At 60.5% G+C, this 20,489-nt stretch carries 14 protein-coding genes; 10 read left to right on the top strand and 4 right to left on the bottom strand.

Annotated elements, in window-relative coordinates:
* Positions 1-42: 42 nt before the first annotated feature.
* Both AWY79_RS19015 and AWY79_RS08800 read left to right on the top strand, forming a co-directional pair.
* A complete protein-coding gene (locus AWY79_RS19015) occupies positions 43-1,551 on the top strand; it encodes a hypothetical protein (RefSeq protein WP_158509879.1) in 1,509 nt (502 codons plus the stop codon).
* Positions 1,509-2,528 (top strand): hypothetical protein, encoded by a 1,020-nt coding sequence (locus AWY79_RS08800; protein ID WP_158509878.1) that lies wholly within the window; start codon positions 1,509-1,511, stop codon positions 2,526-2,528. The genes AWY79_RS19015 and AWY79_RS08800 overlap by 43 nt, the downstream gene beginning before the upstream one ends.
* A 131-nt stretch (positions 2,529-2,659) precedes the next feature.
* On the opposite strand, the gene AWY79_RS08795 is transcribed toward AWY79_RS08800, so the two are convergent.
* Entirely contained in the window at positions 2,660-3,901 is a 1,242-nt protein-coding gene (locus AWY79_RS08795) for a tyrosine-type recombinase/integrase (protein ID WP_066802605.1), read from the bottom strand.
* Positions 3,902-4,738: 837 nt separating this feature from the next.
* Here AWY79_RS08795 and AWY79_RS18320 point away from each other — a divergent pair.
* Complete coding sequence (locus AWY79_RS18320; RefSeq protein WP_078063716.1) at positions 4,739-5,692, top strand: reverse transcriptase family protein; 954 nt, start codon at positions 4,739-4,741, stop codon at positions 5,690-5,692.
* Positions 5,693-5,905: 213 nt separating this feature from the next.
* On the opposite strand, the gene AWY79_RS08790 is transcribed toward AWY79_RS18320, so the two are convergent.
* From AWY79_RS08790 to AWY79_RS08780, 3 genes are all read right to left on the bottom strand, one after another.
* The gene (locus tag AWY79_RS08790) at positions 5,906-9,007 is read right to left on the bottom strand and encodes an efflux RND transporter permease subunit (protein WP_066802603.1); all 3,102 of its coding nucleotides are present in this window, start codon (positions 9,005-9,007) and stop codon (positions 5,906-5,908) included.
* Positions 9,007-10,260: an efflux RND transporter periplasmic adaptor subunit gene (locus AWY79_RS08785; RefSeq protein ID WP_233491033.1), complete on the bottom strand. Its 1,254-nt coding sequence runs from the start codon at positions 10,258-10,260 to the stop codon at positions 9,007-9,009. Before AWY79_RS08785 ends, AWY79_RS08790 begins: the two co-directional genes overlap by 1 nt.
* Positions 10,261-10,476: 216 nt before the next feature.
* Positions 10,477-11,136, bottom strand: coding sequence for a substrate-binding periplasmic protein (locus AWY79_RS08780; protein WP_066802600.1), 660 nt, complete (start codon positions 11,134-11,136; stop codon positions 10,477-10,479).
* Positions 11,137-11,506: 370 nt separating this feature from the next.
* Here AWY79_RS08780 and AWY79_RS08775 point away from each other — a divergent pair, with 370 nt between their 5' ends.
* The 7 genes from AWY79_RS08775 to AWY79_RS08745 all read left to right on the top strand — a co-directional run bounded on the left by AWY79_RS08775 (position 11,507) and on the right by AWY79_RS08745 (position 20,484).
* On the top strand, positions 11,507-13,213 hold the full coding sequence (locus tag AWY79_RS08775; protein ID WP_066802598.1) for a sigma 54-interacting transcriptional regulator: 1,707 nt from the start codon (positions 11,507-11,509) through the stop codon (positions 13,211-13,213).
* A 387-nt stretch (positions 13,214-13,600) separates the two neighbouring features.
* Complete coding sequence (gene gabT, locus AWY79_RS08770) at positions 13,601-14,902, top strand: 4-aminobutyrate--2-oxoglutarate transaminase (RefSeq protein ID WP_066802596.1); 1,302 nt, start codon at positions 13,601-13,603, stop codon at positions 14,900-14,902.
* A gap of 3 nt (positions 14,903-14,905) precedes the next feature.
* Complete coding sequence (locus tag AWY79_RS08765) at positions 14,906-16,696, top strand: aldehyde ferredoxin oxidoreductase family protein (RefSeq protein ID WP_066802594.1); 1,791 nt, start codon at positions 14,906-14,908, stop codon at positions 16,694-16,696.
* The gene (locus AWY79_RS08760) at positions 16,693-17,715 is read left to right on the top strand and encodes an ABC transporter ATP-binding protein (protein ID WP_066802592.1); all 1,023 of its coding nucleotides are present in this window, start codon (positions 16,693-16,695) and stop codon (positions 17,713-17,715) included. Before AWY79_RS08765 ends, AWY79_RS08760 begins: the two co-directional genes overlap by 4 nt.
* Positions 17,708-18,628, top strand: a complete 921-nt coding sequence (locus tag AWY79_RS08755; protein ID WP_066802590.1) for an ABC transporter permease — start codon at positions 17,708-17,710, stop codon at positions 18,626-18,628. Before AWY79_RS08760 ends, AWY79_RS08755 begins: the two co-directional genes overlap by 8 nt.
* 1 nt (position 18,629) lies before the next feature.
* Positions 18,630-19,451: an ABC transporter permease gene (locus AWY79_RS08750; protein ID WP_066802588.1), complete on the top strand. Its 822-nt coding sequence runs from the start codon at positions 18,630-18,632 to the stop codon at positions 19,449-19,451.
* A complete protein-coding gene (locus AWY79_RS08745) occupies positions 19,444-20,484 on the top strand; it encodes a polyamine ABC transporter substrate-binding protein (RefSeq protein ID WP_066802586.1) in 1,041 nt (346 codons plus the stop codon). The genes AWY79_RS08750 and AWY79_RS08745 overlap by 8 nt, the downstream gene beginning before the upstream one ends.
* Positions 20,485-20,489: the final 5 nt, after the last annotated feature.

Here is a 20,489-nt window from a genome sequence, read left to right as displayed (position 1 = left end):
TGATCCTCCATGGAAATTCCATAAAATCAAACAGACACACCGATGACGAATTCTCTTCGATACCGCTATGCACTTTTCTCTCAAAACACCTATAGATGTTTCATTGATAGCCCGGCCAACCAGTCGGCTATGATCTCGCAAGGCGCGGTAGCCTTCAGCGTCCACTCATACTCTCATCCGTTGGAGGAAGTCGTCAGGCCGAAACGCATCTGGGGCGACCTGCACTTATTCTTCGACTGGCCACATGAGAACCTCCCGGGCACAACCCGATCATATACCGATCTTGGCAACTTCTCTCTCCCCCCAGCAACTGGAGAAGTCCTGCATTACTACGAAGTCCCTAAGCACTATATTCTCGCATACTTCCACCAAAAGGGGATTGAACTCATCATCCCTGAGACAACTTTCAGGGGGGACATCGGTTCCCCTGCCCGACTCGATTTCGATCGGAGAATTCAAGAGTTCACCGATGCCACACCACTACCGTCGACTTTAGTCAACCGAACACGTGTATTCTGGAGCACCGCCGTACCCAAGCTCTCAAATCTCCATCATCAGCGGGCTACTCCTCTATCTCTCTTAGCGTCTGAATACTTCAGTGCACACGAGGACACATCGGGGCGAAAAGATTATCTCAAGCCCAACCCGGCATACATACGGGGCTGCAAGGTCTTTTCCGCGCTGCTCAACCAACAGTCCGTAACCGAAGAGTACTTGGTTATCGCCTGGCGAATCATCGGGGCAAGTATCTCCTACTTCCTGCGTCTCATTGAGATGCACGGTGGTGGGCTCCTCCTTTACGGACTAAACCGGCAGCGTTTCGAAGCAGCCAAAGCAAAATACCCGAAAACGATTCCATGCAATATGACAGCGACATTTATAGCTGAACACGGTGGCAATTATCCCTGTAAAAAGGAATGCGGCGTCACATCGCCCTTGGCCCTGCAGTATCTGCCCAGCTCCCCAGTGCATCATCATCCCCCATACCGGAGTCACAATGGTGTTCAACTCAAGCGAACCGGGTTGTACCTGAATGAAGCGGACGGACAGCAGACAAGGCTCATGAACCCGATCTGGGTAGAGGAACAAGCTCAATTCAACCATGAAGAAAAAGCGCGGCGACTCATCTGTTTTGATGATCGCGGCTTCAGGAAGGAGCTCATTGTTTCTGAAAAAGACCTCAGCTCGACACAGCTTTTCGCATTGCTCCACTCCAATGAGGTCTACACCCCCAACAACACGCAGGACAAAGGGCTCATCCGGGACTTCATTGTCAGCCAATTTCCGCGAAAGCCCCTCAATAAACCATCACCTCGCGTTTCGAGGCATGGCGGCTGGCAAAATGACAACAGCTTCATATTTCCGGGGGACAACGGCTCGACCGTTTCGGGGTATGTGAGACAAAGCCAAATAGTTCCAGCAGGAGAAAAAAGCCAAAAACTTCTCCCCCCGCATCCATCGGCGAGGCAACAGCCGATCCCTACATACTGCTTGCAACGCTGGCTTCATTGTCCGCGCCGTACCTCAAGCACAGAGAACTCACCGGACTGAACCTGCATTTCCATGGTGGAACCGAGGCCGGGCGGGCGGCGATCATCCATGCCGCGTGTTCGGTATGGAACCAGATGCCCTATGTCTTTGCCGACGCGAAGCAACATGAAGTTGCCCTGAAGATGCAACACAAAGATGCCGCACTCGGTATTCTTGAAGTCCCGGCTGCCAAGACCAAAGCGATGAACACCCTAGTCAGGCGCTATTTCAATGGCAGGAAGGGAGGAGACTCTGGTGTGAGGGGAATCATCGTATCCTGTGGTGAGACGCCCATGGGACAAAGCACTAATCGCGAAAATGGATTCCATGTCTTCACGTACAAAAACAATGTCCTGGGAATCGATATATGGCTAGGCAACCTGAGTTCTCAGGGGTTCCGATTCAATCACACCGCCACCAAAGCGATCGTTCAGCAACTCGCGACTAACAGCAGCATTCACCTTGAAAAAATCCAAGCCAACGAAAGCCGGCTCAAAAAACAACAGGGATGGGCAACCAGCCCCCGACCCAACAGGCAGGTTTCGGACTATCTGCACTTCTTCATGGCACTGGGATATGTTGATCAAGTCAGCCTGCAAAGCTGGTGGCGAGGCGACCCCCTCGTGTCGGTTTTCGATCAGTTCATGACAGGAATCGATGCCAGAGATGCCCTCTTTTACGGCCTCCTCAAACAGATGAATCTTTCCATGCCGCTGCCGGACATACTACGGGAACTCGGGGCGAGTTCGATCACTTCGTTCATTGAAATCGATCGGCACCGTATCCTTGTTCCCAGTAAGGAAATGAGCAAAATAGCCAAGGACAAACCGACGCTGCTCCGATTCATTTCCTGGCTGAAAGCACGCAAGATTTTGATCCCCAAGCGCACGGGCGATCTCTGCGGTGCGCACTACTCACCAAAGCACAAGAAGACGCTTCGTGGCTACATGATCTCCCGCAATTACTTCCATAAAACGCTGGCCAAGTTTACCAATTAACTTAGAACTGTCGTGATATCCAAATTTTTAAAAAGAAACGTAAGCGTAAGACGTTTAATGTATATTTATTGTTATATTCAATCGTCAACATGTCGTAGGGATCGTGGGGTGCGGGCCTACTCGGCAGCCCCCTAAGCTCGGTGCAATGGCAACACCTTCCCGCCGCTCCTCTCGCTCGTCCGGCTGGCTTCCATTTGCTTGGTGGCGGCAACCAGATCATCATTGGCCAGATGACCGTATCGCTCAGTCACGTTGATACTGCCATGGCCCATCAGCTTGGAGAGAGCATAGAGACTTCCTCCCGACTTGAGAAAGTTGCTGGCGTAGGAATGCCGCAGGGAGTGGAAGACGATTTTCATCTTCCGGTCGGTTATGCCGTCATTCAGGCCAACCTTGTTCACGGCCTTGTCGAATGAGTTAGACAGCGCCTTGAGTGGATTGCCGAAACGATCAAGGAACACAAACTCTCCGGCACTACCAGGCTCCAAATTCAGCAACATTGCCTTGGCCCGCTGCGTGAGGGGCACCCAACGACTTTTGTCACTTTTGGTGCGCCGCAGGTGCAGGGTTTCGGACTCGAAATCCACGCAATCCCATGTCAGAGCGAAGATCTCGCCCCGCCTCAGACCGCACTCTATGGAAAGCAAAGCCATATCGTGTAACTGCCGACTCCGGCGAGCCAACTCAGCAAGCAGTTTGTCCTCTTCGTCTCTCGTCAGAAAACGCTCCCGCCGGTTGTCGACCTTGGGCATAGTCTTACGGAAGCTCCGCATCTTGGCCGGACTTTCGCCCTCGACGAAGCCGTCCTCCCTAGCCATATTCCAAATGGCATTGAAGGAGACGAAAACATACTGAATGGTCCGAGGACTGCGCTTCTTCTTGTTCAGATTCGCCCGAATCCGCTTGATATACTCAAGCGTAATCTCACGCATGGGAAGTTCCTGAACGACCGGATCTATCCATTTATCCACCTGGATTTTAGTTTTATCCACGGTTTCAGGCCGGTTCGCCTGAAGCACTTCCGGAAGATAGTATTGCTCAAAGTATTCCTTAAACGAAATATTCAGGCGAGCCTGGCGTCTCTTCTCAGCCTCGCGCTCCGCCCGCTCCTCGTCTCCCTCGGCGCGCATCTCGGCGATGGTCCTCGGCCCCTGCCCCTTCTTGCGATTCTGGAGAAGTTGGCAATGGAGATCATACGCTTCTGACGGCTTGACGCCTTCCGAGGCCCACCCCACCGCTTCGGTCTTGGTCTTGCCGTCGATTTTGTATGTCAGCACATAATACCGGTCAGCCTGCACACCATGCTTTCTGGTGGCGTGCTTCCGGTAGCGGACACCCTTGAACTCGGTCTTGTAATATTTGGAGGCGGACATTCTGTACAACCCCTGTACAACTTTTTAGCGTGACACTCTGGTTTTTCCAGTGAGAATATGTGAACCTTAAGCACAACGTTAATATCTGTCAACAATGGACTTTTTATCGATCCTATGCACTTTTGTGCGGTCCTGTGAAAGTGGGATTTAATTGAGTTCAAATCTCTTCGTCTCCACCAAGAAAGATCAAAGGCTTCAAGATGTTATCTTGAAGCCTTTTCTTTTTCCAGTCACGAACCACCATAAAACCACCACCCCTTTGCAGGCCATAGGTGTTTACATCAATAAAATACGAAAAGTGATATTGACATCCTTTTCCAAGAAAATTATATCAAATCCAGATGAAATCTAGGGGCTGAATCTCTCACATGTTGGGATTCAACAATCCCGTGAAGATCATCGAGATCTTTGACAACTTGGGGCCGACCCGCGAACCGGTCGCCACTGGATGCCGAGACTACACGTACGTATAGTACAACGCATCTAAGACGGCCATAGAGTCGGCCGGACAGTCAGAAAGAGGACACACTTCCAGCATCCCCCATCCATAAGGACCTTGTGGCGAGAGTAATGGTCAAAAGGCAATCACGCCGAGACCGGAAACACAAGGAGTATTCCTTTATGGTTATTGAACTTGACGTTCGTTTTAGATTTTCATCTGCTGGAGGAGCGCCTAAGAGCGATGTGTGCAAAACTCATGATAGCGGCCTTTGGGTCGGGATCCTAGTAGCTTTGGTGAAAGGACTCATGACAGAGCCGGTGATTAACTTCATCAGCACATTGTTTGGAGGCTAACTCTTTCTGATTTTTTTTGCCCTACGCCGAGTGGAAGCGCACATGACATCAAAATACAGCCTTTCTCAATCCCCGTTGTTCAAGTTGAAAAGCAAGAAAAAGCTTGCCGACCTGTTAGGTCAATCGCTTGGCGACCTACAATCGCTGGCCAAAAGCAATGACAACTACAACGTCTACACCTTATCGCCTAAAAGCAAGCTAGATCATCCGTATTTCCTACGCAAGGAACGCCAAGTTCAAGAAGTCCGCCCACATCTTAAAAACGTTCACGAACGTATTTTAAACCTATTGAAAAGGGTGCAAACGCCTGACTATCTTCATTCTGCTACGAAGGGGAAGTCGTACAGAAGCAATGCTGAAGCCCACCTATCCAAGGATGTCATATACACTGTCGACATTAAGAGCTTCTATGAGTCCGTAACATTCGGTCGCATATATCATTTTTTCCATTCAACACTAAAATGTAGTCCAGACATTTCCCACCTGTTGACGCGCCTCTGTGCATACAAAAGGAACTTGCCCACAGGCTCTTGCATAAGCCCACTGTTATCATTTTGGACCAATGTAACCATGTTCCAAGAGCTAGATTTATTTAGCAAAACCAATGGGCTAACGATGACACTTTATGTCGACGACTTAACGTTCTCTGGAACAGATCTCCCTAAGAAGACTTGTTTTAAAATAGACAAGATCATTGCCAGCTACGGCTACAAACCCCACAAACAGCAATTATACATTAACAAAAAAGCTAAAATCGTAACTGGCTTAGCATTGTGCGGAGCCCGTTTAGATATTCCTAACAAGCGGCGAGGGAAAATCCGAGTGCTGATTGAAGCTATAGCAAGGGAACGAGATGCTGAAAAAAAAGAAAAACTGTGCAACTCGCTGGTTGGAATGACCTATGAAGCCGCTCAGTTCAATCGAGGTTATGCCCGTCTAATCGCGAAACAAATACGAAAAAAATGCCCGTGTACCCGTCAACAGATCAACTTATAAATCAAAGCCCCCCTCTACGGGGGGCTTTGATTTTTCTCCAACTACCTATGTAGACTCGGCTCACCGATCGGTCTCCGTGTCCTGCATGATAGCAGACCTGAGCTGATGCATGGGCATCCCAATCCTGCCAATCCGCTCCCGCCACCGCTTTGGCGTTCACGATCGGCTGAAAATCCAGGCCCGATACACGGTATCTGAGGTGACCACTTCGTTCTAGGCCTTCTCCGCGTGATCGGCGGCCCTGCCGAATATCTTGTTGAGCTTCTGCTGGGCCCGGTCGAGGTACATGTAGTAGACCGGGGTGAAGTAGAGGGTCAGGAGCTGGGAGACCAGGAGGCCGCCGACCACGGCGAGGCCCAGGGGGCGGCGGGCCTCGGCGCCCGCGCCGAAGCCGAGGGCGATGGGCAGGGTGCCCATGAGGGCGGCCATGGTGGTCATCATGATCGGGCGGAAGCGGATGAGCGCGCCCTCCTGGATGGCCTCCGCCGCTGTGTTGCCCTGCACGCGCTGGGCCTCCACCGCGAAGTCGATCATCATGATCGCGTTCTTCTTGACGATGCCGATGAGCATGATGATGCCCACGAACCCGTAGATGTTCAGGTCCTGGCCGAAGAGCATGAGCGTGAGCAGCGCGCCCACGCCCGCCGACGGCAGGCCGGACAGGATGGTCAGCGGGTGGACGAAGGACTCGTAGAGCACGCCGAGCACCAGGTAGATGACCAGGATGGCCATGGCCAGCAGGACCCACAGCCCGCGCATGGAGTCCTGGAACGCCTGGGCCTCGCCCTGGAAGCTGGTGGACACCGACGGCGGGACCACCTCGGCGGCGAGCCGGGCCACGGAATCCATGGCCGAGCCCAGGGACTGGCCGGGCGGCAGGTTGAAGGAGATGGTCGCGGAAGGCAGCTGCCCGGAATGGTTGATGGACAGCGGGCCCACGCCCAGCCCCCACTTGGCCAGGGTTTCCAGGCGCACGAGCTTGCCGTTCTGGGAGCGCACCGAGAGCATGGCCAGCGCCTGCGGGTTGGCCTGGTATTCCGGTGCCAGCTCCATGATCACGTCGTAGGTGTCCGTGGGCGCGTAGATGCTCGACACCTTGCGGTTGCCGAAGGAGGTCGAGAGCGCGTCTTCGATCTGGTAGGCGCTGACGCCCAGGGCCGAGGCCTTGTCGCGGTCGATGACGATGCTCAGCTCGGGGTTGTCGAACTCCATGTCCGAGGACACATCCTGGATGGACGATAGCTCCATCATGCGCTTTTCCATCTCGGCGGCGACCTTGAACAGCTCCTCGGTGTTGGGGCTTTGCAGGGTGTACTGGTACTGCCCCTTGGAGCTGCGCCCGCCGATGCGGATGGCCGGGGGATTGGAGACAAAGGCGCGGATGCCGGGGACCTGCGAGAGCTTTTGGCGCAGCCGCTGCTGGACCGCCTGGATGGGGCCGCGCTCGCTGCGCGGCTTGAGATTGACCATGAGGCGGCCGGTGTTGCCGCCCCGGTTCGGACCGCCCCCGCCCACCACGGACATGTAGCCGTCCACGGCCGGGTCCTCGGCCACGATGCGCATGAGCGCCTGCTGGCGCTTCATCATGATGGCGAAGGCCACGCCCTGCTCCGACTCGGTGCTGACCATCAGCCGCCCGGCGTCCTCGATGGGCAGGAACCCCTTGGGGATGGCCTTGAACAGGACCACGGTCAGGCCGAGCACCAGGAAGGAGGCGAGCAGGGTCAGCCTGCGGTGGCGCACGGTCCAGCCCAGGGTGACGGCGTAGACGTTGCGCAGCCCCTCGAAGCCGCGCTCGAACAGGTTGAAGAGCCTGCCGTGACGGCGCTCCCCGTTGCGCGGGCGGATGATCAGGCTGCACAGCATGGGGGTCAGGGTCAGGGAGACCAGGCCGGAAATGAGGATCGAGGCGCAGATGGTCACCGCGAACTCGTGGAACAGCCGCCCCACCACGCCGCCCATGAACAGCACGGGCAGGAACACGGCGGCCAGGGAGATGGTCATGGACACGATGGTGAAGGCGATCTCGCGCGACCCCACCATGACCGCCTCCATGGTCGATTTGCCCATCTCGCCGTGACGGACGATGTTCTCGAGCATGACGATGGCGTCGTCCACCACGAACCCCACGGAGAGGGTCAGGGCCATGAGCGAAATGTTGTTCAGGCTGAACCCGTACAGGTACATGACGGCAAAGGTGCCGACGATGGACATGGGCAGGGCGAGGCTCGGGATGATGGTCGCGGACAGCCTGCGCAGGAAGAGAAAGATGACCAGGATGACCAGCCCCACCGTGAGCAGCAGGGTGAACTGCACGTCCTCGATGGACTCCTTGATGGACTCGGAGCGGTCGTAGAGCACGTTCAGCTCCACGGCTGCGGGCAGCTGCTCCTGGAACGTGGGCAGCAGGTCGCGCACGGCCTGGACCACTTCCACGGTGTTGGTGCCGGGCTGGCGCTGGATGGCCAGGATCATGCCGGGCTGGCTGTTGTACCAGTTGCGCCGCCGGATCTGCTCCACGGAGTCGAACACGTCGGCCACATCGGCCAGCCGCACGGGCGCGCCGTCGCGCCAGGAGACCACTAGGGGCTTGTAGTCCTCCGCATTCATCAGCTTGCCGTTGGAGCGCACGATGTACTCGCGCACCGGACCGGCCACGGTGCCTACGGGCAGGTTCACGTTGCCCTTGCGCACGGCCTCGGCCACCTCGTCCACGCCCAGCTCCATGGAGGCCAGCCTCTCGGGCGAGAGCTGGATGCGCACCGCGTACTTCTGGGAGCCGTAGACCATGACCTGGGCCACGCCGTTGACCATGGAGATGCGCTGGGCCATGAAGTTCTCGGCGTACTCGTTGACGTCCGAGAGGCGCATGGTGGGCGAGGACAGGGCGAGATAGAGGATCGGCGAGTCCGCGGGGTTGACCTTGCGGAAGCTCGGCGTGGAGGTCATGTCGTCGGGCAGCCGCCGCAAGGCGGTGGTGATGGCCGACTGGACGTCCAGGGCCGCGTCGTCGATGTTGCGGTTTAAGTCGAACTGGAGGGTGATCCGGGTGGAGCCGAGGCTGCTGACCGAGGTCATGGAGTCCAGCCCGGCGATGGTCGAGAACTGCTTCTCCAGCGGGGTGGCCACGGACGAGGCCATGGTCTCCGGGTTGGCTCCGGACAGGGAGGCCGAGACCTCGATGGTCGGGAAGTCCACACTGGGCAGGTCGCTGACCGGCAGCCGGAAATAGGCCATGATGCCGAACACCAGGATGGCGGCCATGACCAGGGTGGTCATGACCGGACGGCGGACGAAGAGTGCCGACGGGTTCATTATTGCCCTTCCCCGGCCTGGCCCTGGCCTTTGCCACCCTTGCCCTGGCCGTTCTTGACGGACACCTTGGCGCCGGGGGAGAGCCCCACTTGGCCGTCCAGAACCACCAGTTCGCCGGGCTTGAGGCCGGACTCGATGACCGTGCGCTCGCCCACGATGTGCGAGGCGACCACGTCGCGCGGCTCCACGGTGCCTGCGCCGGACCCGTCGCCTGCCGGGACGACCACGTAGACGTAGGCCCCCTCCATGCCCTGGAGCACGGCCCCGGTGGGCAGGAGCATGGCGTCCCGCAGGGTGCGCAGGGTCAGCTCCACGCGGGCGAACTGGCCGGGCCAGAACAGGCTGTCATCGTTGGGATACGCGGCCAGCAGGCGGATGGTGCCGGTGGCGGTGTCCACCTCGTTGTCCACGGCGGTCAGCTCGCCCTTCACGGCCTTGCGGTCCGCTCCGGACGGGGTGACGCTGACGCTCAGGGGACCGGCCGCCTTGCGCTGCATTATCTCGCTGAGATAGCGCTCGGGCAGGGAAAAGCCGATGTTGATGGGCCGGATCTGGTTGATGACGCACAGGGTGCGGTCGTCATTGGCCTTGATGACGTTGCCCACGTTGACCTGGACGATGCCCACCCGCCCGGAGATGGGGGCGGTGATGCGCGCGTAGTCGCGGTCGAGCCGGGCCCGCTCCAAGGCGGCCTCGTTCAGCCGGATGGTGTTTTCCAGCGAGGTGGCCTCGGCAAAGGTGTTGTCGTACTGCTCCTGGGCGACCACGTTCAGGTCGCGCAGCTTCGAATAACGGCGCAGGTCCTCCCTGGCCTTGGTCAGGTGGGCGCGGTCGCGGTCGAGCCGGGCCTGGGCCTCCATGACCGCCAGGTCGAATGAACGGGAGTCGATCTGAAAGAGCAGGTCGCCCTTGTTCACGTCCTGGCCGTTTTCCACCAGCTGCTTGTCGATGATCCCGCCCACGCGGGACTTGATCTCCACCGAAGCCAGCGGCTCCACGTTGCCCACCGCGCTCAGGACCACGGGCACGTCCTCGCTGACCACGGCCACGGCCGTGACCGGGACGGTCCGTTCGCGCCGCCCCTGCTTGGTCTCGCCGCCGCAGGCCGCCAGCAGAAGGACCGCGATAAGGCAGGCCGGAAGGACCGCGTATCCCCGTCGGGGACCGGCCTTCCGGCCGGATGCGGGCTCGGGACGGCACCCCGCGCCATGAACGCCGCTGTCTTTGTGATCGAATAGGAATTTGCGAGGCACGCGCCCTCCGAAAAAGACGGCTCTCGCGGAACCGCCCGTATAGGCATTACTGTTGACTGAACATTCGCAACCTACAGAGAATACTGTCGGCACCTATAAAACGAATGGGGCGGGAATACAACGTAATCCGAGGCGGCGGGGGCTTCGGACCGCAATAAAAAAAGGGGGCCGCAACCAGTGCGGCACCCCCTCTTCAGACACCGGCCGAAACCGGGATCACTGCGCGAAATTGCGATCCAGGATGGACTTGTACAAGCCGTTGGCCTTCAGGGAATCCAGGGCGTCCTGCCACTTCATGATGACCTCGTCCGGCACGTCGAGGGAGAAGGCCAGCCAGGCCGTCGAATCACCGAACTTGCAATCCGTGCGCTCGAACAGGTCGGGATCGAGCCCCGCGCTTCGGACCATGTAGACATAGGTGCGCTCGCCCATGAGCACGAGATCGACCCGCCCTTCGGCGAGCTTCATGTAGCTGGATTCGTAGGACGGCCCCACGTCGAGGTTGGTGAACCCTTTGGCCAGCAGCGCCTGATGGGTGTACCCGTCCTTGCGCACGGCGATGCGGTGCACCTTGCGGGCGTCATCCAGGGTCGAGATCATGGCGTCCGCCCCCTTGCGACTGAAGAAGTAGTCCCCTTCTCCGAAGACCGGGCCGACCCACTTGAAGAGCTTTTCGCGCTCGGGGATGCGGACGATGGCGAACAGGGCCTGGTTGGCCTTGGTCCGGGTCTGCTCGTACCCGCGCAGCCAGGGCGTCTCCTTCAGCTCGCTGGTGTCGCCGACAAGTTTCTGGATCTCGCCGACGACCTCGGGAACCACGCCCCAAAGCCGCCCCTGCCCGGCATAGACAAGGGGGGGATAGACGATTGCCTGCATTTCGAACCCCTGGGCCGAAGCGGACACGGACGCGCATGCGATAAAAATCAGCAAAAGAGCCGAAAGCTTAAATCTTGACACGCAGTTCCTCGTATTACTGAAATGATTGTCATCATATACGAGACTATGACAACTGTCTATTCCCCATCTGAATGATCGTAAAAGTCAGGACTTTATCCCAAACCAACGCCTGATCCCAGGCCACCCGACACGGGAGCCCGCGACAACCCCCAACCGGCCTCATCTTTTAACTAACTCCAATCATATCAAACGGAAGAGGTTGCGACTTTTTAATGACTTCCGTGGTCCGATGGTATAGATCAACAGTAAGATTCATTGTTGCATCAGCCAGTCGGCGGGAGTTTTGCGCGTGCTCGAACCGCTTCCGGGAAATATCCCCTTCCATTCCATCCTGAACCATCTGGACGTGCCGGTCATAGCCGTGGACGACGCGCGCCTGGTGGTCTACGCCACCCCCGGCGCGGAGCAGCTCTTCGGCTTCGGCCCGGGCGCCATGCACGGCGCGGAGCTCGACTCGATCCTGCCGGACGCCGAGCTTGCGGACGGCGGGGAGACGCAGACCCTGACCACGGACGGGCAGCCGCTCACCGCGGCCTGCAACGTCATCCGCACCGACGGCGAGGTGGTCGGCCACCTGCTGACCCTGCACCCGGACCCGGACGAGGACCGGATCAGAAACACGCGCCCCTACCGCATCCTGTCCGAGCACATGGAAGCGGTCTTCAACGCCTCCAGCGACGGCATCTGGCTGACCGACGGACACGGCGTGGTCCTGAACATCAACAGCGCCTCGGAGAACCTCAATTCCATCGGGGCCGACGAGGTGGTGGGCAGGCCCGTGGCCGACCTGGTCAAGACCGGGATCATCGACCGCTCCGCCACCCTGGAGGTCCTGAAGAAGAAACGCCGCGTCTCGGTGCTCCAGAAGGTCACCCGCACGGGCCGACAGCTGGTGGTCACCGGCACGCCGACCTTCGACGAGAGCGGCAACATCCGGCTGGTGGTCCTCAACGAACGGGACATCACGGACCTGAACGAGCTGCGCACCACCCTGGCCCAGACCCGGAAGGCCAAGGAAAAGGCCGAGGCCGAGCTGACCGGGCTTTCGCTCATGGAGCTCAAGAAGGGCCACGTGGTGGCCGAGAGCCCGGCCATGCGCAAGGCCATGGCCACGGCCCAGAAGCTGGCCCAGTTCGAGACCTCGGAGATCCTGCTCATGGGCGACTCCGGCACCGGCAAGGGGCTGCTGGCCAAGTTCATCCACGACACCAGCCCCCGGCGCGGCAAGCCGTTCATCCAGGTCAACTGCGCCACCCTGCCCGAGACCCTGTTCGAGGCCGAGCTGTTCGGCTACGAGAAGGGCGCGTTCACCGGCGCGTCCGAGCAGGGCAAGTCCGGGCTGTTCGAGCTGGCCTCGGGCGGCACCTTCTTCCTCGACGAGGTGGGCGAAATCCCGCTGGACATGCAGGCCAAGCTGCTCAACTGCCTGGACGACCATGAATACTATCCGCTGGGCGCGAGCAAGCCCAAGCGCATGGAATGCATCATCGTGGCCGCCACCAACCGCGACCTGGAGGCCCAGGTGCGCAAGGGCGCGTTCCGGCGCGACCTGCTCTACCGGCTGAACACCTTCACCGTGCACATTCCCCCGCTGCGCAAGCGGCCCGAAGACGTGTTCGAATTGATCAACCACTATCTGAAGCAGTTCAACGCCGCGTTCCGGACGTCCAAGCGGATCGGCCCGGCGGGCATGAAACTGCTCCAGTCCCATCCCTTCCCGGGCAACGTCCGCGAACTCATCGGCATCATCAAGAAGGCCGTGGTCATCTGCGAAGACGACCTGCTGGACGAGTACCTGAAAAATAGCTTCGACAACAACGAAGAAGCCGCGATGGAAACCGGCACCCTGCCCGAGGAAGTGGCCAGGCTGGAGCGCAGGATGCTCAGCCAGGCCATGGAAGCGTGTTCGAATACGCGGGAGATGGCCGGGTTCCTCGGCATCAGCCAGCCCACGGTCGTTCGCAAGATGCAACGGCACAAGCTGACCAACTCCTGATTCATAATCGAATCACTCCTTTTCTCAAAATTACGTTTTCTCCATTATTGTCATTTTTATCCCGAATCGGATGAAGGTGAAGCCGGTGTCTGACTTTTTTGAAACGATTGTACCGCTTCTCGCCCTTTCAGACCGCGCGCAAGGGAGTGCGATAACTTTATTGTCAATTTTGATGCTGATTTATTTTTGCATCAAAGTTTTTTCATGTTTTTTCAGTGAATTAGGAAAATCGATCGATGCAATTTTGCATCAAGCACAATACGGCGAGGCTCTGCGAATCATGAATAACTCACTGAATTAAAATGATTATTGCAAGTCGGACCGGGCTTTGCTCTATGACGAGAAGGTTTTCGATTTCAACTTTTATCATATATTTGGTGGTTCACCATGACGAATGAAGAATTGCAGAAAAGAAGGGAAAAGGCCGTCCCCAGGGGCGTGTCCAATGCCGGTCCCATCTTCGCCGCCTTTGCCAAGGGCGCGACCGTGACGGACGTCGAGGGCAGGGAATTCATCGATTTCGCGGGCGGCATCGGCGTGAACAACGTCGGCCATTGCCATCCCAAGGTCGTCGCCGCCGTGCAGGAGCAGGCGGGCAAGCTGCTCCACTCCTGCTATCATGTGGTCCAGTACGAGGGGTACGTGGCCCTGGCCGAGAAGCTCAACCGGCTGACCCCCGGCGACCACGCCAAGAAGACCGTGCTGGTCAACTCCGGGGCCGAGGCCGTGGAGAACGCGGTCAAGATCGCGCGCAGCGCCACCGGCCGCCAGGCCATCGTCGCCTCCGGCTCCGGCTTTCACGGGCGGACCCTGCTCGCCTCCACCCTGACCGCCAAGATCATGCCCTACAAGGCGGGCTTCGGCCCCTACGCCCCGGAAGTCTACCGCGTGCCCTACGCCTACTGTTACCGCTGCCCGGTGGGCCGGTCCTACCCCGGCTGCAACCTTGAGTGCGCGGAGCTGCTGAAGAAGCGGTTCGTGGACCTGGTCAACCCGGAGAGCGTGGCCGCCGTGATCCTCGAACCCGTCGCGGGCGAGGGCGGCTTCGTGGTTCCCCCCAAGGAATACTTCCCGCGCATCAAGGAAATCTGCGAGGAGTTCGGCATCCTGCTGATCATCGACGAGGTCCAGACCGGCTTCTGCCGCACCGGGACCCTGTTCGCCATCGAGCAGTGGGACCTGGTCCCGGACCTGCTGACCTCGGCCAAATCCCTGGGCGGCGGCACGGTCATCTCCGCCTGCACCGGCCGCGCCGAGATCATGGACGCGCCCCAGGTGGGCGGCCTGGGCGGCACCTACGGCGGCAACCCGGTGAGCTGCGCCGCGGCCCTGGCGGTCATCGACGTGATCGAGACCGAAGACCTGGCCGCGACCTCGCGCGCCCTGGGCGCCAAGATCCGCGCCGCCTTCGAGGACCTGGCCAAAAAATATGACTGCATCGGCGACATCCGGGGCCTGGGCTCCATGCTCGCCATGGAACTGGTCCACGACAAGGCGGCCAAGACCCCGGCCCCGGACCTGGCCAAGGGACTGGTCGCGGAGTGCCAAAAGAACGGCCTGATCATCCTGGCCTGCGGCAACGCGGGCAACGTCATCCGGACCCTCATGCCGCTGACCATCAGCGAGGCCGAGCTGGCCAAGGGGCTTTCCATCCTGGAAGCCGCCTTCGCCAAGGTCGTGAAGGGCTAACCGGTGAAAGGAACCCACGGGCGCATACTGTTCATCGACGTCACCGAGCGGTCGTTCACCATCGAACCGCTCGGCGACGCCGGCCTTCCCCTGCCGGGGGGCAAGGCTCTGGCCACGCGCCTTCTTCTCGAACACAACCCGGCGGGAGTGGACCCGCTCTCGCCGGACAACCGCCTGGTCATCGCCACCGGCCCCTGCTGCGGAACCTCCGCCTGGGGCGGAAGCCGGTACGGCGTCTTCTCCAAGTCGCCGCAGACCGGCTTCTACGCCGAGTCCTACTCCGGCGGCAAAACCCCGGAGGCCATCGACCGGGCCGGATTCGACGCCGTGGTCATCAGCGGCGGGGCCCGGACCCTGACCGCCCTTGCCGTCCACCCCGACGGGTGCGACTTCCACGAGGTTCCCCACCTGGCGGGCGCGGAGACCTACGCCGCCGAGGACGCCCTGCTCGCGGACTACGCCCCCGAGGGCGAAGGATACGGCAGGCCCGGGGCCATGGTCATCGGCCCGGCGGGCGAAAAGCTGGTCGCCTTCTCGGTCATCGAGAACGACTACTGGCGCAGCGCCGGACGGTGCGGCCTTGGCGCGGTCCTCGGCTCCAAGAAGATCAAGGGATTGGTCTTTGCGGGCGACCGCAAGCGGGAAGCGGCAGACCCGGAGGGGCTGAAGCGGTTCGCCGCGGCCTTCCTCAAGGCCAACATCGACTCCCCGGCCACCAAGGCCTACCGGGCGCGCGGCACCACCCAGATGGTCGCGCTCATGAACACGGTCGGCGCGTTCCCCAGCCGCTACTGGTCCGCCGGGACCTGCGACCACTGGGAGCGGATCAGCGGCGACACCTTCCACGAGCAGCACGACGTCACCCCCCACGCCTGCCTCAAGTGCTTCATGGCCTGCGGGCGCAAGGCGCGCATCAAGAGCGGCCCGCACAAGGGGCTGACCATCGAGGGGCCGGAGTACGAGACCATCTACTCCTTCGGCGGGTTGTGCATGGTCCGCAACATCGACGAGATCGCGCACTTGAACGACCTCTGCGACCGGCTGGGGCTGGACACCATCTCGGCGGGCAACGTCTGCGCGCTGGTGGCCGAGGCCGCCAGCCAGGGGAGGCTCGATGCACCCGTGACCTACGGCGACGCGGATACCATATCCGCCCTGCTGGAACAGATCGCGGGCCGCGACGGGCTGGGCGACGTCCTGGCCGACGGCATCCTCCGGGGCGCGGAGAGGCTCGGCCTTTCGGACATGGCCGTGCACGTCAAGGGCATGGAACCGGCGGGCTACGACCCGCGCGTGCTCAAGGGCATGGGGCTGACCTACGGCACCTCCCCGCGCGGCGCGTGTCACCTGCGGACCACCTTCTACAAGGCCGAGCTGTCCGGCATGATCCCCTCGGACGCCATCGAGGGCAAGGCGGACCTGCTCATCAATTTCGAGGACAGGCTGGTCATCTTCGACTGCCTGATCCTGTGCCGCTTCTATAGAGACATGTACGACTGGGCCACCCTGTCGGAACTGCTCACCCTGGTCACCGGCGAAAGCTGGGACGAGCCGTCCCTGCGCCGGGCCGCGAGCCTGGTGGTGGACGACACCCGGCGGTTCAACGTCCGCGAGGGGCTGACCCCGGACGACGACCTCCTGCCCAGGAAGCTGCACGAAGCCCTGCCCTCGGGGCACGTCATTACCCGGGAGGAGTACGCGCTCCTTCTCAACGACTACTATCGCCTGCGCGGCTGGGACGAATCGGGCGTCCCCCGATCCGAGTCCGGCCGCCAACCAGGAGGAAAGATATGACCCTTGAAGCGTATGCGGTTCACAAGAGCTACGGCGATGTCCAGGCGCTCAAGAACGTCGATTTGACGGTCCAGAAGGGCGAGCTGTTCACCCTTCTCGGCCCCTCCGGCTGCGGCAAGACCACGCTCCTGCGCATCATCGCGGGACTGGAACAGGCCGACACCGGCTCCATTTTCCTCAACGGGCTGCCCATCAACAACAAGCCCGCCAACGAACGTCCGGTGAACACGGTCTTCCAGAGCTACGCCCTGTTCCCGCACATGAACGTGGCCGCCAACGTGGCCTTCGGCCTGCGCTCGCAGAAGATTCCGGAGACCGAGATCCGCCCCAAGGTCAAGGACATCCTGGAGATGCTCGAACTCTCGAACTTCAAGGACCGCTTCCCGGACCAGCTCTCCGGCGGCCAGCGCCAGCGCGTGGCCATGGCCCGCGCCCTGATCTGCGAACCGGAGCTGCTCCTGCTGGACGAGCCCATGTCCGCCCTGGACGCCAAGCTGCGCACCCAGCTCCAGATTCAGCTCCGGCGGCTCCAGCAGCAGTTGAACAAGACCTTCATCCTGGTCACCCACGACCAGGACGAGGCCCTGACCGTTTCCGACCGCATCGCGGTCATGAAGGACGGCGAGGTCCTGCAATACGGCTCGCCCATGCAGATATACGACCGGCCCAACTGCCGCTTCGTGGCCGAATTCATCGGCACGGCCAATATCCTGGAGGCCGAGCGCCGCAACGACCAGGTCTTCACCCACGCGGGCAAGCTCTCCCTGCCCTCGCCCCCGCAATGGAAGCGCGGCGCGCTGGTCATCCGGCCCGAGGGCATCGTCATGCGCGACAAGGAGCCGGAGGCCAACGGCGTGCTCGCCACGGTCACCGAGACCTTTTATCGGGGCAACTTCCTGGACATCACCCTGGACCCGGCCGGGCTGCGCATGCGCTGCGCCCCGCACAAGAAGCTCCAGGTGGGCGACAAGATCTGGGTCGAACTGCTCGAAGACGCACTGGTGGCCATCGATGACTAGCGAACACCAATCCAACACCCTGATCTGGTTCGGCGAGCTGACCAGCCGCAGGGCGCTCCGGCGGCGCGGACTGCTGCACATCACTCCCGGCATGTTCTGGATCCTCATGTTCCTGACCGTGCCCGCCCTGGCGCTCATCGCGCTCAGCTTCGCCACCCGCGGCGGCTACGGCGAGATAGAATGGATCTTCACCTTCGAGAACTACACCCGGCTGGCGGGCTACGGCATGTTCGGCTGGTCCCCGGACTACCTGATCATCATGGCGCGCTCCCTGTGGGTCGCCTTCCTGACCACCACGGTGTGCATCGCCCTCGCCTTCCCGCTCGCCTTCTTCATCGCGGGGAGGCCCAAGTCCACCCGGTACATCTGGCTGACCCTGGTGATCATCCCCTTCTGGACCAACCTGGTCATCCGCACCTACGCCTGGCAGCTGGTCCTTTCCCCGGACCTGCCCATCGCCAAGTTCGCGGCGGTGCTGGGCTTCATCCCGGCCGGCAGCCCGCTCTACCCGTCCGAGCTGGCCGTGTACCTGGGCATGATCTCCGCCTTCCTGCCCTTCGTGGTCCTGCCGCTCTACTCCAGCGTGGAGAAGCTCGACTGGTCCCTGGTGGAGGCGGCCTACGACCTGTATTCCAACAAGCGCAGGGTGTTCATGCAGGCCATCCTGCCCCAGACCCTGCCCGGCCTGTCCGTGGGCGCCATCCTGACCTTTGTCCCGGCCATGGGCATGTTCCTGATCCCGGATTTCCTGGGCGGCGCCAAGTACATGCTGGTCGGCAACCTGATCCAGCAGCAGTTCGGCAAGAGCCGTGACTGGCCGTTCGGCGCGGCGGTCTCCCTGGCCCTGATGATCCTGACCCTGGTGGGGCTGTTCCTGTTCCGCCGCAAGGGCGAGGAAATGGAGGTGGTCTAGCATGACGAGTTCCCGCAAGCCCATCCTCATCCCGGCTGTGGCCTTCGGCACCCTGGCCTTCCTCTACGTCCCGCTGATGGCCGTGGCCTCCTTCTCGGTGAACAACTCGCGCTTCGGCCTGACCTGGCACGGATTCACCTGGAAATGGTACCTGGAGCTGTTCCGCAACGAGCAGATCCTGGAGGCCGTTGGCAACACCCTGCTGCTGGCTTCCATCTCCACGGTAGTGGCCACCGTGCTCGGCACGGCCCTGGCCATCGGCATGAGCCGCTTCCCGTGGTCCAAGAAGTCCTCGGCCTTCTTCGAGTTCAACCTCTACATGCCGGTCATCACCCCGGAGATCGTGTTCGCGGGCGCGCTGGTCATCGCCTTCGCGTCGCTTCGCTACTTCTCCTCGGCCTTCGAGCCCGGGCTTCTGAACATGATCATCGGCCACGTCACCTTCCAGATCGCCTTCGTGGCCCTGGTGGTGCGCTCAAGGCTCGCGGCCTTCAACAACGAGATCGAGGAGGCGTCGCGCGACCTGTACGCCTCCAACTGGTACACCCTGCGCAAGGTGATCCTGCCCATGCTCACCCCGGGCATCGTGTCCGGGGCCATGCTCGCCTTCACCCTGTCGCTCGACGACTTCATCATCAGCTTCTTCACGGCCGGGCCGACTTCGGTGACCCTGCCGCTCTACATATACGCGGAAGTGCATCGCGGCATCACGCCCAAGATCCACGCCCTGTCCACGGTCGGCCTGCTGCTGACCATCCTGCTGGTTGTCGCCTCGCAAAAAATATCTAACAGGTTTAATGAAAAGGAGAGAGATGATGCGTAAACTGCTGCTGGCCATTCTGATGGTCCTGATGTTGGTCCCCTCCGCCTTCGCGGCGGAGGAAATGCGCCTGCTCATCTGGAGCGAGTACATGCCCGAGGACTTCCTGACCGATTTCGAGAAGGATACCGGCATCAAGGTGCGTGTGGAATACTACGAATCCATGGAAGAGATGGTCGCCAAGCTCCAGGCGGGCGGCAAGAACCAGTACGACGTGGTCGTCCCGTCCGACTACATCATCCCGGCCATGATCAAGCTGAATCTCCTGGGCGAGCTGGACCACTCCAAGCTGCCCAACCTGAAGAACCTCCAGGCGACCTTCATCGACCCCGCCTGGGACAAGGGCAACAAGTACACCGTGGCCTACCAGTGGGGCACCCTCGGCATGATGTACCGCAAGGACAAGCTCAAGGATTTCGACGGCTCCTGGTCGGTCATGTTTGATCCCGACAAGCGCCAGGGCGCGTTCATCTTCGTCGACTCCATCCGCGAGATGCTCGGCTGCGCCCAGTGCGCCATGGGCATGGACGTGAACACCACCGACAAGGCCGACCTGAAGTCCCTGCTCGACAAGATGCTCGAAGCCAAGAAGTCCGACTACTTCGCCGGTTTCGACGTCGGCACCGGCGGCCGCTCCAAGGTCGTCGCCGGCACCGCCGTGGCCGCCATCGTCTACAACGGCGACGCCCTGCGCGCCGTGGCCGACAACCCGGACACCTGCGCCTTCGTGAACCCCAAGGAAGGGACCATCGGCTGGGTGGACAACATGTCCGTCCCCATCGGCGCCCCGCACCCCGAGCTGGCCCACACCTTCATCAACTGGGTCCTGGAGCCCGAGGTCGGCGCCAAGCTGTCCAACTGGACGCAGTACGCCACCCCGAACAAGGCCGCCTTCCCGTTCATCACCCCCGAAGACTTCAAGAACCCGGCCATCTATCCGGAAGAGTCCTACATGCCGAAGCTCCAGTTCATCAAGGACCTGGGCAACGACAACAAGATGTACGACCAGATCTGGACCATGGTGAAGACCCGCTAACCATT

The sequence above is a fragment of the Pseudodesulfovibrio indicus genome, from assembly GCF_001563225.1.
Taxonomy (GTDB): domain Bacteria; phylum Desulfobacterota; class Desulfovibrionia; order Desulfovibrionales; family Desulfovibrionaceae; genus Pseudodesulfovibrio; species Pseudodesulfovibrio indicus.
The sequence above is the reverse complement of the archived record's forward strand: the minus strand, read 5'-3'. Positions and strand labels throughout refer to the sequence as shown.

Bases quoted from the DNA above. Each gene is read 5' to 3' on its own strand.
- AWY79_RS19015 (WP_158509879.1), top strand. From the start codon at position 43: ATGACGAATTCTCTTCGATACCGCTATGCACTTTTCTCTCAAAACACC.
- AWY79_RS08795 (WP_066802605.1), bottom strand. From the start codon at position 3,901: ATGTCCGCCTCCAAATATTACAAGACCGAGTTCAAGGGTGTCCGCTAC.
- AWY79_RS18320 (WP_078063716.1), top strand. From the start codon at position 4,739: ATGACATCAAAATACAGCCTTTCTCAATCCCCGTTGTTCAAGTTGAAA.
- AWY79_RS08790 (WP_066802603.1), bottom strand. From the start codon at position 9,007: ATGAACCCGTCGGCACTCTTCGTCCGCCGTCCGGTCATGACCACCCTG.
- AWY79_RS08780 (WP_066802600.1), bottom strand. From the start codon at position 11,136: ATGCAGGCAATCGTCTATCCCCCCCTTGTCTATGCCGGGCAGGGGCGG.
- gabT (WP_066802596.1), top strand. From the start codon at position 13,601: ATGACGAATGAAGAATTGCAGAAAAGAAGGGAAAAGGCCGTCCCCAGG.
- AWY79_RS08760 (WP_066802592.1), top strand. From the start codon at position 16,693: ATGACCCTTGAAGCGTATGCGGTTCACAAGAGCTACGGCGATGTCCAG.
- AWY79_RS08755 (WP_066802590.1), top strand. From the start codon at position 17,708: ATGACTAGCGAACACCAATCCAACACCCTGATCTGGTTCGGCGAGCTG.
- AWY79_RS08750 (WP_066802588.1), top strand. From the start codon at position 18,630: ATGACGAGTTCCCGCAAGCCCATCCTCATCCCGGCTGTGGCCTTCGGC.
- AWY79_RS08745 (WP_066802586.1), top strand. From the start codon at position 19,444: ATGCGTAAACTGCTGCTGGCCATTCTGATGGTCCTGATGTTGGTCCCC.